We start from the raw sequence: 14,962 nt of genomic DNA, 5'->3' as shown, positions 1-14,962 counted from the left end.
CAGGAAGTGCTTAGCGAGCCATTTCCTGCTGGATGCTGGCGAAACTCCGAGGCCACGGCTTGCCTGCCTGAACCTTGGCAGGAAGTCCCTTTATGGCGGCCTGCGCGGCATTCCGGCTGTCGAAGCTGCCATAGGTAACCACATAGAGCGGCTGCCCCTGGTGCATCTTCTTGAAATAGTGGTACTGGCCGCCGAGTTCGCTGACGAGACTCTTGGCGCTATTTTCCGAACGCGTCCCCAGGACTTGCAACGCATAGCGGGAACCAGCCTGGGCGCGATACCAATCGCCACCCGCGACAGCTGCCGAGGCAGCCGGCTTGGCAGCGACGGGAGCCGGTGTCGGCTTCGGTGCCGGCGGTGCAACAGGGGCCGGGGCAGGCGCTGGCTTGGCAGGTTGGGCCGGAGGTACCGCCGCAATGGGCTGACTGGGCGGAGGTAAAGGAGCGGATTGCACGGGTGCCGGTGCAGGAGTCGGCACCGGCGTCGCTGGCGGAACGATGTCCACGGGCGAGACCGCACTCGCCGAAGACGGCGGCAGCTCGATGGTCGCGCCCGGCGCCTCTTCGTCATCGGCCTGTCCTGCCGCTTCCGCCAGGGGAGAACGGATCACCGGCTGAGCCTCACCCACCAACGGCAACGGAAGTGGCTGCGTCGAGCCAGCGAACTCAATGGCCGGAGCCTCCTGCCCCTGGCTGGAAGACGCTGCCGCAGCCGACGCCTCTGCCGAGGAGGCTGGGGCCTGGGACTGCCCAAGCGGCAACTGCGTTTGCGTCGATTCAGGCACCTTGTCGCTCTGCCCCTGCATCAACCAAGCCGCACCAACCCCGATAGACACCACGACCAATGCCAGCAGGTGCTTCTTCGGCAGATTGAAAGCGAACCCCGATCGCCGGGCCGAGCCGCGCTGGGCGAGCATGGCTTCGATCAGCACATCCCTCGCCACTTGATTGACCCCGCCCGGCCAACCACCGGACTGATGGTGAATCTCGGCTATCTGCCCATCGCTGAGCACCTCGAGCCCCCGCCCAGCCCCCTCGAGGCGCTGCGCCAGGTATTCCCGGGTTTCCTCTTCTTCATAAGGCTGCAAATCGATGACATGGAAGCGCTCTTCATCCTCGCTCAACCGTTCGAGGCGCGAAACGACGGAGGGCTCGCCGAACAGGAAGACATGCGGTCGCCCCTCCGCGTTACCCGCAGCCAGGCTGAGCAGCAGCTCCAGCGCCGCATCGTCCAGCTCCTCCGCGTCATCGACCAGCAGGTAGACTTCCTGTCCGGTAAGCGCCAACTGGGCCACCTGGGCAAGAATGGCTCGGGGATCGGGCGACGCTACGCCTAAACCTTGGGCAATCTGCTGAACCAACCCGATGCCGGCTTCGTTACGCGGCGTGACCACCACGCTCTGCACAGCCTGCTTGTTAGTACTGGCCACCAAGGCCTGGCGCAGCAGCGTCTTGCCACTGCCATGAGGGCCGCTGACGACCAACAGCAACTGGCTGTATCGGGCGAGATGATGCAACTGCCCCAGCACGGGCTTACGCTGTGCTGGAAAGAACTTGAAGCCGGGTACCCGTGCCGCAAACGGGTCGTGACTGAATTGGTAATGGCTGAGATAGGCTTCGTCAGCATGCAAACTGGTCATAGAGCTTTCATTCATCTCCGAGCTTAGCCACCAGCGTCCGGTAATCGGCGCTCAACGTGGCTTGCAAAATCTCCTGCGGGAAATCGCTGGTCACGACCGCATCCCCTAACCGCCTCACCAGCACAAGGCGCAAACGCCCGTCGAGCACCTTCTTGTCCACAGCCATATGCTCGAGAAAATCATCCGGCGTCATGTCCACTGGCGGCACGACCGGCAAGCCAGCCCTCTGCAACAAACGAATCCCACGATTCCGTTCCTCGGCGGATATCCAACCCAGCCGCGCCGACATTTCCAGGGCCATCACGGTACCGGCCGCCACAGCCTCGCCATGCAGCCAGACGCCATACCCCTGATGCGTTTCGATGGCATGGCCAAAGGTATGCCCCAGATTGAGAATCGCCCGAAGCCCTGACTCCCGCTCATCCACACCAACGACCCGTGCCTTTGCCGCGCAGGAGCGCTCGATTGCCTCGGTCAGCGCGGCCGAATCCAGCGCACGCAGCGCCGACATGTTTTCTTCGAGCCAGCCGAGGAACGGCTCGTCGCAGATCAAGCCATACTTGATGACCTCAGCAAGACCGGCGGAAAGCTCGCGAGCGGGCAAAGTGGACAAGGTCGACGTATCGATGATGACCGCCTTCGGCTGGTAGAAGGCCCCCACCATGTTCTTGCCAAGTGGGTGATTGATACCTGTCTTGCCACCTACCGACGAGTCGACTTGTGAAAGCAGCGTAGTTGGAACCTGAAGGAAATCGACCCCGCGCTGATAACAGGCGGCAGCAAATCCCGCCATGTCCCCTATCACACCACCTCCAAGTGCGATGATGGTCGTTCGGCGATCATGGCGCTCGGCAAGAAGACTATCGAAGATTCTCTGCAGCGTTTCCCAATTCTTGTAAGCCTCGCCGTCAGGAAGAACTATCGGTGTCACACTGTAGCCAACCAACGCCTGAGTCAATCGGTCCAGATAGAGAGGAGCTACGGTTTCATTGGTGACGATGGCCACCTGACGACCAGCGATATGGGGAACGATCAGTTCCGGCTGCGCCAGCAAACCTTTACCGATGTGGATGGGATAACTACGCTCGCCGAGATCGACCTGAAGAGTCCGCATGACGCCCCCGATAATGAAAGGGCCCTAGAATAGCGCAGATCGCCCTGCGCTTTAACGGGGAGGTAGAGACTGCAGACGCTCGAGAATTTCTTGCACGACCATCCGCGGCGGTCGCTCATCGGTCTCTACGATGATATCCGCGATTTCGCGGTAAAGCGGGTCGCGGATCTCCATCAAACCTCGCAGAACAGCCCCTGGATCGGCTGTGCGAAGCAAAGGGCGGTTCCTGTCCCTGGCCGTTCGATCAAGCTGCTGAGCCACCGACGTATACAGGTACACGACACGACCGCCAGCCCGCAGCGCTTGCCGATTTTCCGGCCGCAACACCGCGCCACCTCCGGTAGCCAGTACCACGCCACCCAAATCGCACAGCTCGGCAAGCATGGCCTGCTCCCGATCACGAAAGCCCTGCTCCCCCTCGACATCGAAAATCCAGGGAATATCGGCTCCCGTCCGCTGCTCGATTTCCTTGTCGGAATCCTTGAACGGAAAACGCAGCTCTTTGGCAAGCAAACGCCCGATGGTGCTCTTTCCAGCACCCATCGGGCCTACAAGGATCACATTCCGCACTGAGCGCTCAACGACCTACAGCAATAGCCTGGTTGTTCATGATACGCGGAGTGAGGAAAACAAGCAGCTCAGTTTTACTATCGGTGATTTCATCCCGACGGAAAATGCGCCCCAAGAAAGGCAAGTCCCCAAGGAACGGCACCTTATCTACACTCTTTTGTTGAGTGTTAGTAAATACACCACCAATTACGATGGTTTCACCATCGGCGACCAGTACCTTGGCATTCACTTCATTTTTATTGATCGGAGGAACCCCGTTAACAGCCCTGGTAAAGTCGGCAGCATCCTTATTCACCTTCACCTCCATGATAATTCGATTATCCGGGGTGATTTGAGGTGTAACCTCCAACGAAAGAGCCGCTTCCTTAAAGGAGGTTGATGTTGCACCACTCGAGCTTGCCTCTTGGTAAGGCACTTCCTCGCCTTTCAAGATTTTTGCCGTTTCCTTATCGGATGTAACCACCTTTGGCTGAGATACGATTTCACCATTGCCAGATTTTTCCATCGCAGAAAGCTGAAGGTCCAAAATGGCGTTATTTGTTATCAGCCCAATACCAATCCCTGAAGTACTGGTTGTAGCGCCCAAATCGACAAACGGGGTTGGGTTACTTCCTGTGGCAGTTGTAGGCAAGGTGCAATTTCCTGCGAAGGGGCCACAGCTGCCGGAACTACCTTCCTCCCCATCTTCAATACCAATATTTCCATCCTTACCCCATGTATTCCAATTTCCCGATCGAATCGCCCCTCCCCAGCGAACACCGAGATTCTTACCATACTCGACGTTCGCCTCGACGATCCGAGCCTCAATCATTACCTGACGCACAGGAATATCAAGCTGCGTAATAATCCGGCGCAGCTCGTCGATACGCTCCTGCGTCAGGGTTACAATAAGACTATTAGTTCTGTCATCATAAATGACCGAACCTCTCATATCATCCTTTAACGCCCCTTTTGCTGCGTCATCCTCATACAGCTTGGCGATATCAGAAGCCTTCGCATAATTTAGCTGAATAATATCCTTCTTAAGAGGAGCCAACTCGGCAACCTGCTTCTGCGCCTCCAACTCTTGTCGCTCACGGGCTGCAATTTCGTCAGCCGGAGCAACCATCAGCACATTGCCAATCTTGCGCTTATCCAGCCCCTTAGTCTTGAGGACGAGATCCAGAGCCTGATCCCACGGAACATTCTGCAAACGCAATGTGATATTGCCCTGCACAGTATCGCTCGCCACCAGATTGAGATCGGTAAAGTCGGCGATCAATTGGAGAACCGAGCGAACGTCAATATCTTGGAAATTCAAGGACAACTTCTCACCGGAGTAGGTGAAGCGTTCCGCTTTACGTTTTTCCAAGTCATCCTGAGTCAGCGGCTTGACGCTGATCGTCAGTTTGTTATCAGCCTGATATGCCAAGTAGTCATAGAAACCTGTCGGCTCAATGGTAATCGTAGACTTATCGGCCTGACCGGTCGCACTGACGAACTGGACAGGCGTGGCGAAATCCTTCACATCGAGACGAACACGCAACTGCTCAGGAATCTGAGTCTTGGGGAAATCCAGCCGAATCTTGCCACCTTGCTCCTGAATATCCGGGTTAACGGACGGGTCAGAAAGCTCTATGACGACGTTCCCTTCACCTTGCTCACCGCGCTGGAAGTCGATATTACTAATTGCGCGTCCGACCGGGATATAAGGTTTGGTGACAGGCTGAACGGGAACCGGAGCCGAAACGGCAGTACGGGCGGCCGTCATGGGAGCAGCACTTTCGCCAACTACGACAAAGAGGTTATTACCTTCGACACGGGTGTTGTACGGTGCAAGTGTCGTTAGATTGATAATCAGGCGAGTACGGTCTTTCGCTTCGACCACAGTAACGCTACGAGCGTTACCCACACCAATTTCCTTGTTTTTGGCACCCAGCCTATTGCTCACGCCTGGCAGATCGAGCGCGATGCGCGCCGGCTGTTCAATAGTGTAGCCACGCGGCGCCTGAACCGGCTCATCGAAAACCAGCTTAAGCTCGACCTTATCGCCCGGTAATGCCGCGACATCCAGAGCTTTCAGATCTGCCGCCAGCAGCGCTGGCGACATCAGGGCGGCCATGAGAGATATGCCGAGGAACGAAAGGGAACTGTTCATTATCTGATTCCGTTGTGCAGATCGCTGATTATTTTTCATCTTGGTCCCGCCCTCAGGAGCGTTCTTTCAGAGTGAGACTCCGCGGACGTTCCAGCCAGCCGCCTTCACCATCCGGAACGATCTCGACCACGTCGATCTGCCCCTCATTGATGGCAACGATGCGACCATGGTTGCGCCCCAGATAATCGCCAACCTTAACCCGATGGACCCCACCCGCGCCTTGAACCAAAGCAAACATTCCAGCATCGTTCGAGAGCGTGCCGACCATCACGAAGGTTTCAATGTTGAATCCTTCGAGGAACTGTTTGACGCGGGTCTCATCCGGTTTGATATCTTTCGACCCCTTCTTCTGGCTGGCCAGATCGATCTTCACTGGCGGCTGGAAAGGGCTTCGCAGCGACGCAGCACTATAGGTGAACGCTTCATATGGCTGGAATTTCGGCAGAGGCTCGATAGAACCCTTGGGGCGAGCACGGACTTCATCCATGTAGGCCTGCAAGTCACTGAAGTCCCCCCCCGCGTCACACCCAGAGAGGCTAGCCAATAACAAACCAGCAAATATCAGGCGGGCGGTCTTCATTGCTGCTGCCCCTTGTCGTTATAGCGATACGTCTTTGCAACGATACTCATGCGCAACTTCGAAACACTGTCTTTATCGACGGGTTTAATTTCGAAGTCGTGCAACGTCACAATTCGCGGCAAGCTAGCAACGCCACTTACAAAGGTAGCCAGATCATGGTATCCACCGACCACCACGATCTGAATCGGCAATTCGATATAGAATTGCTTGACCGATTCCGGTTGGAGCTTGATCTCCTCGAATTCCAGACCACTTCCCAAGCCGGTACGGGTAATATCTTCAAGCAAACCCGGCACTTCAGTGTCGCTGGGCAACTGACGCAAAAGGGCTCCGAAGGACTCCTCCATCTCTTTCATCTGCTCTTTATAAGCCTCGAGATTGGCGGCCTGGAATGCCTTGGTGGAAAACTGCTGCTTTAGCGTTTCCTCTTGCGCCTGCTGCTGTTCAAGTTGAGCCTGCAGGTCCTTCAAGTGAAAGTTATAGCCCAACGCGAGAACGGCAATGATTAGCAAAATGCAGGTAATGACCTTAACCGGAGCCGGCCACGACCCTAGGTTATTAACATCAAGGTCCGAAAGATCGACCTTTTTCAGACTTTCAAGCGAATCGGCCAGACTCATTTCTTGGCTCCTTCTGCTTCGAGGGACGGCTGCGTCTGCTGTACGGTCAATTGGAATACGTTCGCCTGATCTACTCCGCCTGCCGTAATCGCTTTCACTTCGGTCAGATTGGGCGCCTCAAGCCATTCGGATGCATCGAGATTACGCATCAAGTTGGAGACCCGATTGTTGGATTCGGCAGCTCCGACGATGGCGATCGTTTTATCAGTCATCTTCAAGCCAGTGAAATAAACGCCGTCAGGCAATGTACGAACCAGTTGATCGAATACACGGCCAATGATCGGCCTATTGCCCTGCAGATCCTGAATGATTTTCATCCGTTCCAGCAGTTGCTGACGACGTGTCTTCAGCTCGCTGATTTCCTTGATGCGCGCATCAAGGACAGCAATTTCCTTCTGAATGAATGCATTGCGTGCATTCTGGTTCTCGATGGCACTGTTCAGATACTGATCACCCAGAAACACCAATGCCCCGGACGCGATCAGAACCCCCGCTAGAGTTACCAGAAACTGCTGCTTTCGCTCTTCGCGTAGCTGTTCGCGCCAAGGAAGTAGGTTGATGCGCGCCATCAGTCGAAACTCCTCATCGCCAAGCCACACGCAATCATCAATGCCGGGGCATCGCTTGCCAGCGCACCTGCGTTGACCTTGCCACTCAATGCCATGTCAGCGAAGGGGTTCGCGACCAAGGTCGGGGTACCGATCTTCTGCTGGATCAGACGATCCAAATCAGGGATCGAAGCAGTCCCGCCAGCCAGGAGGATGTAATCGACATCATTGAACTGACCCGCAGCGAAGAAGAACTGCAGGGAACGAGAAACCTGTTGGACCACCGCCTCCTTGAAAGGCTGCAAGACCTCACTCTCGTAATCGTCCGGAAGACCACCCTGCTTCTTGGCGAGCCCTGCCTCTTCCACGGAGAGACCATAGCGACGCTGGATTTCCTCCGTCAGTTGCCGACCACCGAAAAGCTGCTCACGCGTATAAATGGTGCGCCCGTTGTGCAGCACGCTCAGTGTGGTCATGGTGGCGCCGATGTCCACCACTGCGACGGTCAGTTCGTCATGACCATTGCCGAGTTGCGCCTCTAGCAATCCGTAGGCACGTTCCAGCGCATAAGCCTCGACATCGACGACTTTCGCCGTCAGACCGGCAAGCGCCAGGGCAGCCTCACGGACCTCCACGTTCTCTTTACGGCAGGCCGCAAGAAGCACTTCGACACGATCAGGATTACGTGGCGAAGGTCCCTGGACTTCGAAGTCGATAGCCACCTCTTCCAGCGGATATGGAATGTACTGGTCAGCCTCGATCTTCAGCTGATTTTCCAGCTCATCGTCGGAAAGCCCGGCTTCCATCTCGACGGTCTTGGTGATCACCGCAGAACCGGCAACGGCGACGGCGACCGTCTTGACACCTGTCTTGGCTTTCGCCAGGACGCGAGACAAGGCCTGACCGACACCTTCCAGTTCGGCGATGTTCTTCTCGACGACCGCATTGGGTGGGAGCGGCTCGACGGCGTAAGCCTCTACTTTGTAGCGGCTGCCCGAGCGACTCAATTCAAGGAGCTTGACCGAGGTCGAACTGATATCGATCCCCAGCAGCGAATTCGCTTTCTTAGTGAAGAGCCCTAGCACGACCGATTTCCTATCTGCATCCGAGACTTACGGACTATTTATGTTTTTCCACATTAAATAACAGTCTTGACAGAAGCGCAAATGGCTACCCGACAGAAAAAGCGCTTATAATGTGAACAGCTTTTCCCTTTTAGCTTTGCCTTCCGCTTAACCCGTTCTTTTATCTGGAAATCCAAAAACCTTGATGCGTTTGTTGAAGTTTTTCTGGTGGTCTTTCGTCGCTGTTTTTTGTGGGCTATTGCTCAGTTTCAGCGGCGCATTCCTCTACCTCAGCCCTAGTCTTCCTTCAGTCGATTCCCTTCGTAGCATTCAGCTGCAGATCCCGCTTCGGGTTTATAGCAGCGATGCCAAGCTGATCGCAGAATTCGGGGAGATGCGCCGCTCGCCCATTCGTTTCGCGGACATACCACAAGAATTCATCCAGGCACTGCTTTCTGCCGAGGACGACAACTTCGCTAACCATTATGGCGTCGACGTGACCAGCCTGATGCGTGCTGCCACTCAATTATTGAAAAGCGGCCACATCCAGACGGGCGGTAGCACCATCACCATGCAGGTGGCGAAGAACTACTTCCTCACCAGCGAGCGGAGCTTCTCACGCAAGATCAACGAGATCCTCCTGGCCCTGCAGATCGAGCGCGAGCTGAGCAAAGACGAGATCCTCGAGCTCTACGTCAACAAGATCTACCTGGGCAACCGCGCCTACGGAATCGAAGCTGCCGCCCAAGTCTATTACGGCAAATCCATCCGAGACTTGAGCCTGGCGCAGATGGCGATGATAGCCGGTCTGCCGAAAGCCCCTTCGCGCTTCAATCCCCTGGTCAACCCGACCCGCGCCAAGGAGCGCCGCGACTGGATTCTCGGTCGCATGTACCGTCTCGGAAAAATCGACGAGGCACGCTACCAGGCCGCACTGGCAGAGCCTATCGATGCCAGCTACCACGTCCCCACGCCGGAACTGAGCGCCCCCTATGTCGCCGAGATGGCGCGCGCCGAAATGGTCGGACGCTACGGCAGCGATGCCTACACCGAAGGTTTCCGCGTGACGACGACAGTGCCCAGCGACCTCCAGCAAGCGGCCAATCACGCTCTGCGCGAAGGGCTGATCAGCTACGATCAGCGACACGGTTACAGGGGACCGGAAACCCGTCTGCCGAACATGACGCGGGAAGCGTGGCAGCAGGAGCTAGGCAAGCACCGCACCATCAATGGTCTCGAGCCAGCCATCGTTACGCAGGTCGAGAAGAGCGGCATCCTCGTCCTGACCCGCAATGGCGAGGAAGAAGCCGTCGCCTGGGACAGCATGAAATGGGCACGCCCCTATCTCAACACCAACAGCCTTGGCCCGCGCCCTCAATCTCCTGCCGATGTCGTGCAGCCCGGCGATCTGATTCGCGTACAGCGCAACGAGGAAGGCACCCTGCTGTTCAGCCAGGTTCCCGCGGCTCAAAGCGCGCTGGTATCCCTGGATCCGCATAGCGGCGCCATTCGCGCACTGGTCGGGGGCTTCTCCTTCGAGCAGAGCAACTACAACCGGGCGGCTCAAGCCAAGCGCCAGCCCGGCTCAAGCTTCAAGCCATTCCTTTATACGGCAGCGCTGGATAGTGGCTTCACCGCTGCGACCATGGTCAACGATGCTCCCATCGTGTTCCACGAAGCCGGCATGGAAGAGGCCTGGCGACCGAAGAACGACAACAATACCTTCCTCGGTCCGATCCGGTTGCGCGAAGCGCTCTACAAATCACGCAACCTGGTTTCCATTCGCCTGCTCCAGACGATCGGCATCGACTATGCCTTGGACTACGTGACCCGATTCGGCTTCAACAGGCAGGAACTCCCGCGCAACCTTTCCCTCGCACTGGGCACCGCTAACCTGACCCCGCTGGAAGTGGCTGGCGGCTGGACCGTCTTCGCCAACGGCGGTTACAAGGTGCAGCCTTACCTGATCGAGCGAATCGAAAGCCGGGAAGGCGAGCCTCTCTATGTGGCCAACCCGCCGAGCGTCCCGGGCGAAGAGAGCATGGCCCAACAGCCGGAGCCATCCGAAGAGAAGGAAGCCGCCATCACGCAGGTGAGCAACAGCACGGCCGCCCCTGCCGAACCGGCCATAGCCGAACGCGTGGTAGACCCTCGCACCACTTACATCATGACCAGCATGCTGCAGGACGTGATCAAGCGCGGCACCGGGCGCCGAGCGCTGAGCATGAAGCGCGGCGACATAGCCGGCAAGACCGGGACCACTAACGAATCCAAGGACAGCTGGTTCTCCGGCTACAACGCAGACCTGGTCACGACGGTCTGGGCCGGTTTCGATCAACCGGAAAGCCTGGGTCGCAACGAGTATGGCGGAACCGTCGCCTTACCGATCTGGATCGACTTCATGAGCGCTGCGCTCAAGGACAAGCCGGAGCACGTCCAGCCCGAGCCGGAGGGCTTGCTTACGCTGCGCATTGATCCGATCAGCGGTCGCGCAGCCTCACCGGGCTCGCCCAACGCCTACTTCGAACTGTTCAAGAGCGAGGATTCGCCCCCGCCCATGAACGAGCTGGAACCAGGCCAGGGCTTCCCAGGCAGCCCGCTACCTGCCGACGAAGCCGCACCCATCGATCTGTTCTGATAAGCAGGTCAACAGAAAACAAAACCCCGCCGAAGCGGGGTTTTGTTTTTGAGAGCTTGGCAGCTTAGCCGTTGAAGACGTCGTCCACCGACTTCAGCGGGTAGTGCTTCGGATACGGCAGAGTGGCTACGCCGCTCTCGATCGCTGCCTTGGCCACGGCGTCGCACACGACGGTGATCAGACGAGCATCCATGGGCTTCGGAATGATGTACTCGCGACCGAACTCCAGCTTGATGCCACCGTAGGCATCGCAGACTTCCTGCGGAACCGGCAGCTTGGCCAGATCGCGCAGCGCCAGGGCGGCGGCAATCTTCATTTCTTCGTTGATACGGGTCGCGCGAACGTCGAGCGCACCACGGAAGATGAAGGGGAAACCGAGCACGTTGTTCACTTGGTTCGGGTAGTCCGAACGACCAGTGGCCATGATCACGTCATTACGAGTTTCATGGGCCAGCTCCGGTTTGATTTCCGGATCCGGGTTGGAGCAGGCGAAGACGATCGGGTTCGGCGCCATGCGCTTCAGGTCTTCGGGGCTCAGCAGGTTGGCGCCCGACAGGCCGACGAACACATCGGCACCATCCAGAGCATCGGACAGCGTGCGCTTGTCGGTCTCGTGAGCGAACACGGCCTTGTACTGGTTCAGGTCATCGCGACCGGCATGGATCACGCCTTTGCGATCAATCATATAGATGTTTTCGACCTTGGCCCCCATGCTCACCAGAAGCTTCATGCAGGAGATCGCCGCAGCGCCGGCACCCAGGCAGACGATTTTCGCCGCTTCGAGCGTCTTGCCGGAGATTTCCAACGCATTGAGCATGCCGGCTGCCGTCACGATGGCGGTGCCGTGCTGGTCGTCATGGAAGACCGGGATATCGCACTGCTCGATCAGCGTGCGCTCGATCTCGAAGCACTCCGGTGCCTTGATGTCTTCCAGGTTGATGCCACCGAAGGTGATGGAAATGCGCTTGACGGTGTCGATGAAAGCTTGCGGGCTTTCGGCATCGACTTCGATGTCGAACACATCGATGCCGGCGAAACGCTTGAACAGCACGCCCTTGCCTTCCATGACAGGCTTGGAGGCCAAGGGACCGAGGTTGCCCAGACCGAGAATAGCCGTGCCATCGGAGATGACTGCCACCAGATTGCCCTTGCCGGTATAGCGGTAGGCCAGTTCCGGATCGCGTGCGATCTCGCGTACCGGTTCGGCGACACCCGGGCTGTATGCCAGAGACAGGTCACGGGCAGTGGCAGTGGGCTTGGTCAGCTCGACGCTCAGCTTCCCGGGACGGGGCTGGGCGTGATACTCGAGAGCGGCTGTTTTCAGGTCAGACATGTTGGCATTTCCGCTTTTGCTGGTGAACAGACAGGCGGCCGAGCATACGCAAGATGAAGGGGCCCCACAAGACTGTCCAGTCACCCGTGTCAAGGCCCCTAGCGTACGACTTTAAGCCAGTCTCCTGGATGCGGCTCGCCGTTTGGGTAGAGGTTGTTGAGAAGGCGGAGACGGGCCTCCGAGTCACCGGGAAGCCGAGAAGACTTGGCAATATCCGCCATGCTCTGCCCCGGTGCAACTCGAACCAGATGCACGCGCAATGGCTCGGCGAGCTTGCGCTCATTGACCGCGAGCGGGCGGAAGCTCCTGATCACCGAGAGAAAACGTGCATCTTCGCTCTCCAGCGACCCGCGCCCTTTGATGCCTGCCAGGAAGATAAAGGCATGACCGTCCTTGTACAGGACAGCCACACGCTTGGCAGGATTACCGGGAATGACTGCGGTATATCCCTCCAGGCCGGCCTGACGCAGCGGCTCTTCCTGAGCCAGACGCTGAGCCCGAACGCGCTGGCGCAGGAACTCCGCCGGGCTTACCCCCTGCTTGGGCTCCTCGAGCACCATGGCGACGAAGGCCTGCTGGTCGGGAGAGAGACCGATCAAGGCATCGGGGCGATTGACCATCTGCCAGCCTTCCGGAAAGCGCAAAGTGAAGCCGAGCCCAGCGTGGTAAAACTGCTGACCGCGACGCACGCCAGTGGCCTCCGAATCGCCGAAAGGCAACCCTTCCAGCGCCTTCAGGAATGCCTCCCGGTTAACTTCCTGCTGCCCGCCCGCCAGCGCCTGGGCTGGGCCAATGACTTGCTGCAAACGACGGTCGTTGTCTGGGTGGGTATCGAAGATTCCGTGATAACTGGCAGGCGCCGGCTGGCCACTCTTCGCCGCCTGATCCCGGGCAAAGCTCTCCTGGTTCTTCAGGATCTTCACGACCTCGATCATCGCCTGCGGGTCGTAGCCGCTGCGCGCCAGGTACTGGGCACCGAGCCCGTCGGCTTCCAGCTCCATGTCCCGACCGTATCCACGCACGAATGCCGTACCCAGCACATTGGTAAGGTCGCCTGCGGCACTGACTCCGGTACCGATGGCCACTGCCTGCCCCAACAACCCCCAGGCGGTCGACTGGCTCTGCTGGCGCACGCTATGGCGGGCGGTGACATGGCCGATCTCGTGTCCCAGCACAGCCGCCAGCTCCGCCTCGGTGTTGAGATAGGCGAGCAACCCGCGATGGATATAGATGTGCCCGCCAGGCAAGGCGAAGGCGTTGATATCCGGGCTATCGATGACCGTGAAGGTATAGGCGAGATTACTGCGGTGTCCGTGCCGTGCCACCCGCTCGCCTACTCGCTGGACATAAGCCTGGAGTTTTTCGTCGGCGTAACGCGGGTTCTGCTTGAGGATTTCCTGGCTATAGCGCTGGCCGAGATCGATCTCTTCACGCTCGCTCATCATCACGAAATCGGTGCGCCCGGTCGCCGGGTTCACCGCACAGCCAGCCAGGATGAAAAGCATCAGGAGCAGAGCGCAAAGACGCATCATCGAACGACCTCCAGCATCGCGGGAGAAGTGAGAGGCAGCAGCCAACGGGCCTGACCGGACTTGGTCTCTCCGCCGCGGGACCTGTCCACCACCCAACCACGCACTTCCACGTCGCGGCCAGCCAACGTCGAAAGTATTTGTTCATCGAAGGACGCGATCAGCCGAGGCTCGACACGCAGAACCAACGGCCCCTCCATCTCGAGCCAAATACCTCCGCGATTCCGCTCCACTTTTGCCACCCGCCCCCTGATCAAGGCGAAGCCGCTTTGCTCGACCGCAGCCGCCTCCAGCCAGGGTGCATGCCGCCAGAGGCCCCGCCGAGCCTCGCGCGCTTCCCGCTCGGCGGCATGTTGACACTCCGCAAGGGCCACGTTCGGCTCGACCGCTACAGCGAAGCCCAGCCCTTCCGCCAGCAATACGGCCTCGACATTGCGCCCGCCGGCGTCATAGGCATGCGCCAAGGTACGGCCATAGCGGTCCTTGGCCTGCCGACCGGGACGTAGCCCGATCCGGCCATCGTTCGCCGCTACGAGCTGAGCAAGGCGCTTGCGGGCCGCCTCGGCAAAAGGCTCGTCGGAACGCCCCTTACGCCCCAACTCCGGTGCATTCAGGCCGATCAGCCGGATGCTGCGCCCATCGACGAGGCGCACGGTGTCGCCATCCACCACCCTCTGCACCGGCAGTTGCGGCAGCTTCCCCGGCGACGGACAGAACGCCATCGCCGGAGCGAACCACAGGACGGAAACGAAAAAGGCGCCCACAAGGGACGCCTTTTTCATCGACTCGGAAAAACCCATCAGGCTTCCCGTAGCGCGGGCCAGATTACTTGGCGCCGAACACGCCGAAACGCTGCTTGAAGCGATCGATACGGCCGCCGGTGTCCAGGACCTTCTGCTTGCCGGTGTAGAACGGGTGGCACTCGGAGCACACGTCCAGGCTGATCGGCTTGCACAGGGTGGAACGGGTCTTGATGACGTTGCCGCAGCTGCAGGTGGCGACGACTTCTTCGTACGCGGGATGGATTTCCGGTTTCATCGTGTGATCCTCAGGTCTAGCGTGCCGCCACCCGACCCTATGTCGGATACCGCACGGAAATAGGCGGCGGATAATACCAGAGCACGGGATCGATGCAAGCGAGGCAGTAACCGGCCGTCGCCCGGGGCCATGCTAAGATCGCGGCCTTTATC

At 58.5% G+C, this 14,962-nt stretch carries 13 protein-coding genes; 1 reads left to right on the top strand and 12 read right to left on the bottom strand.

The window, feature by feature from the left end; genetic code table 11:
- Positions 1–10 precede the first annotated feature (10 nt).
- From BZL41_RS15700 to BZL41_RS15665, 8 genes are read right to left on the bottom strand one after another with little or no spacing between them, the layout of a single operon-like run.
- Positions 11–1,639 carry an SPOR domain-containing protein gene (locus BZL41_RS15700; protein ID WP_095600170.1) on the bottom strand — a complete coding sequence of 543 codons (1,629 nt, stop codon included), beginning with the start codon at positions 1,637–1,639 and terminating at the stop codon, positions 11–13.
- A gap of 7 nt (positions 1,640–1,646) precedes the next feature.
- Positions 1,647–2,753 carry a 3-dehydroquinate synthase gene (gene aroB, locus BZL41_RS15695; RefSeq protein ID WP_095600169.1) on the bottom strand — a complete coding sequence of 369 codons (1,107 nt, stop codon included), beginning with the start codon at positions 2,751–2,753 and terminating at the stop codon, positions 1,647–1,649.
- Positions 2,754–2,804: 51 nt separating this feature from the next.
- Positions 2,805–3,323 carry a shikimate kinase AroK gene (gene aroK / locus BZL41_RS15690; protein WP_095600168.1) on the bottom strand — a complete coding sequence of 173 codons (519 nt, stop codon included), beginning with the start codon at positions 3,321–3,323 and terminating at the stop codon, positions 2,805–2,807.
- A gap of 7 nt (positions 3,324–3,330) precedes the next feature.
- On the bottom strand, positions 3,331–5,460 hold the full coding sequence (gene pilQ / locus BZL41_RS15685; RefSeq protein ID WP_095600167.1) for a type IV pilus secretin PilQ: 2,130 nt from the start codon (positions 5,458–5,460) through the stop codon (positions 3,331–3,333).
- 52 nt (positions 5,461–5,512) lie between these two features.
- A complete protein-coding gene (gene pilP, locus BZL41_RS15680; RefSeq protein ID WP_095600166.1) occupies positions 5,513–6,040 on the bottom strand; it encodes a type 4a pilus biogenesis lipoprotein PilP in 528 nt (175 codons plus the stop codon).
- Positions 6,037–6,660 (bottom strand): type 4a pilus biogenesis protein PilO, encoded by a 624-nt coding sequence (pilO, locus tag BZL41_RS15675; RefSeq protein WP_095600165.1) that lies wholly within the window; start codon positions 6,658–6,660, stop codon positions 6,037–6,039. Before pilO ends, pilP begins: the two co-directional genes overlap by 4 nt.
- Positions 6,657–7,229: a type 4a pilus biogenesis protein PilN gene (gene pilN / locus BZL41_RS15670; RefSeq protein ID WP_084332913.1), complete on the bottom strand. Its 573-nt coding sequence runs from the start codon at positions 7,227–7,229 to the stop codon at positions 6,657–6,659. The genes pilO and pilN overlap by 4 nt, the downstream gene beginning before the upstream one ends.
- The gene (locus tag BZL41_RS15665; protein ID WP_095600164.1) at positions 7,229–8,293 is read right to left on the bottom strand and encodes a pilus assembly protein PilM; all 1,065 of its coding nucleotides are present in this window, start codon (positions 8,291–8,293) and stop codon (positions 7,229–7,231) included. Before BZL41_RS15665 ends, pilN begins: the two co-directional genes overlap by 1 nt.
- 184 nt (positions 8,294–8,477) lie before the next feature.
- Here BZL41_RS15665 and BZL41_RS15660 point away from each other — a divergent pair, with 184 nt between their 5' ends.
- Entirely contained in the window at positions 8,478–10,910 is a 2,433-nt protein-coding gene (locus BZL41_RS15660; RefSeq protein WP_168191014.1) for a penicillin-binding protein 1A, read from the top strand.
- A 64-nt stretch (positions 10,911–10,974) separates the two neighbouring features.
- Here BZL41_RS15660 and BZL41_RS15655 read toward each other — a convergent pair whose 3' ends face one another.
- The 4 genes from BZL41_RS15655 to rpmE form a co-directional block, all read right to left on the bottom strand.
- On the bottom strand, positions 10,975–12,243 hold the full coding sequence (locus BZL41_RS15655; protein ID WP_095600162.1) for a malic enzyme-like NAD(P)-binding protein: 1,269 nt from the start codon (positions 12,241–12,243) through the stop codon (positions 10,975–10,977).
- A 98-nt stretch (positions 12,244–12,341) separates the two neighbouring features.
- Complete coding sequence (locus BZL41_RS15650) at positions 12,342–13,775, bottom strand: M48 family metalloprotease (protein ID WP_371916537.1); 1,434 nt, start codon at positions 13,773–13,775, stop codon at positions 12,342–12,344.
- On the bottom strand, positions 13,772–14,572 hold the full coding sequence (locus tag BZL41_RS15645) for a thermonuclease family protein (protein ID WP_095600161.1): 801 nt from the start codon (positions 14,570–14,572) through the stop codon (positions 13,772–13,774). Before BZL41_RS15645 ends, BZL41_RS15650 begins: the two co-directional genes overlap by 4 nt.
- Before the next feature lie 25 nt (positions 14,573–14,597).
- Complete coding sequence (gene rpmE / locus BZL41_RS15640; protein WP_095600160.1) at positions 14,598–14,810, bottom strand: 50S ribosomal protein L31; 213 nt, start codon at positions 14,808–14,810, stop codon at positions 14,598–14,600.
- Between the last annotated feature and the right edge of the window lie 152 nt (positions 14,811–14,962).

The organism is Pseudomonas sp. PIC25 (assembly GCF_002286785.1).
GTDB lineage: Bacteria > Pseudomonadota > Gammaproteobacteria > Pseudomonadales > Pseudomonadaceae > Pseudomonas_M.
The sequence above is the reverse complement of the archived record's forward strand: the minus strand, read 5'-3'. Positions and strand labels throughout refer to the sequence as shown.

Excerpts from the sequence above, each read along its gene's own strand:
- pilO (WP_095600165.1), bottom strand. The coding sequence starts at position 6,660 with ATGAGTCTGGCCGATTCGCTTGAAAGTCTGAAAAAGGTCGATCTTTCG.
- BZL41_RS15650 (WP_371916537.1), bottom strand. The coding sequence starts at position 13,775 with ATGATGCGTCTTTGCGCTCTGCTCCTGATGCTTTTCATCCTGGCTGGC.
- pilN (WP_084332913.1), bottom strand. The coding sequence starts at position 7,229 with ATGGCGCGCATCAACCTACTTCCTTGGCGCGAACAGCTACGCGAAGAG.
- pilQ (WP_095600167.1), bottom strand. The coding sequence starts at position 5,460 with ATGAACAGTTCCCTTTCGTTCCTCGGCATATCTCTCATGGCCGCCCTG.
- pilP (WP_095600166.1), bottom strand. The coding sequence starts at position 6,040 with ATGAAGACCGCCCGCCTGATATTTGCTGGTTTGTTATTGGCTAGCCTC.
- BZL41_RS15655 (WP_095600162.1), bottom strand. The coding sequence starts at position 12,243 with ATGTCTGACCTGAAAACAGCCGCTCTCGAGTATCACGCCCAGCCCCGT.
- aroB (WP_095600169.1), bottom strand. The coding sequence starts at position 2,753 with ATGCGGACTCTTCAGGTCGATCTCGGCGAGCGTAGTTATCCCATCCAC.
- BZL41_RS15700 (WP_095600170.1), bottom strand. The coding sequence starts at position 1,639 with ATGACCAGTTTGCATGCTGACGAAGCCTATCTCAGCCATTACCAATTC.
- rpmE (WP_095600160.1), bottom strand. The coding sequence starts at position 14,810 with ATGAAACCGGAAATCCATCCCGCGTACGAAGAAGTCGTCGCCACCTGC.
- BZL41_RS15660 (WP_168191014.1), top strand. The coding sequence starts at position 8,478 with ATGCGTTTGTTGAAGTTTTTCTGGTGGTCTTTCGTCGCTGTTTTTTGT.
- BZL41_RS15645 (WP_095600161.1), bottom strand. The coding sequence starts at position 14,572 with ATGGGTTTTTCCGAGTCGATGAAAAAGGCGTCCCTTGTGGGCGCCTTT.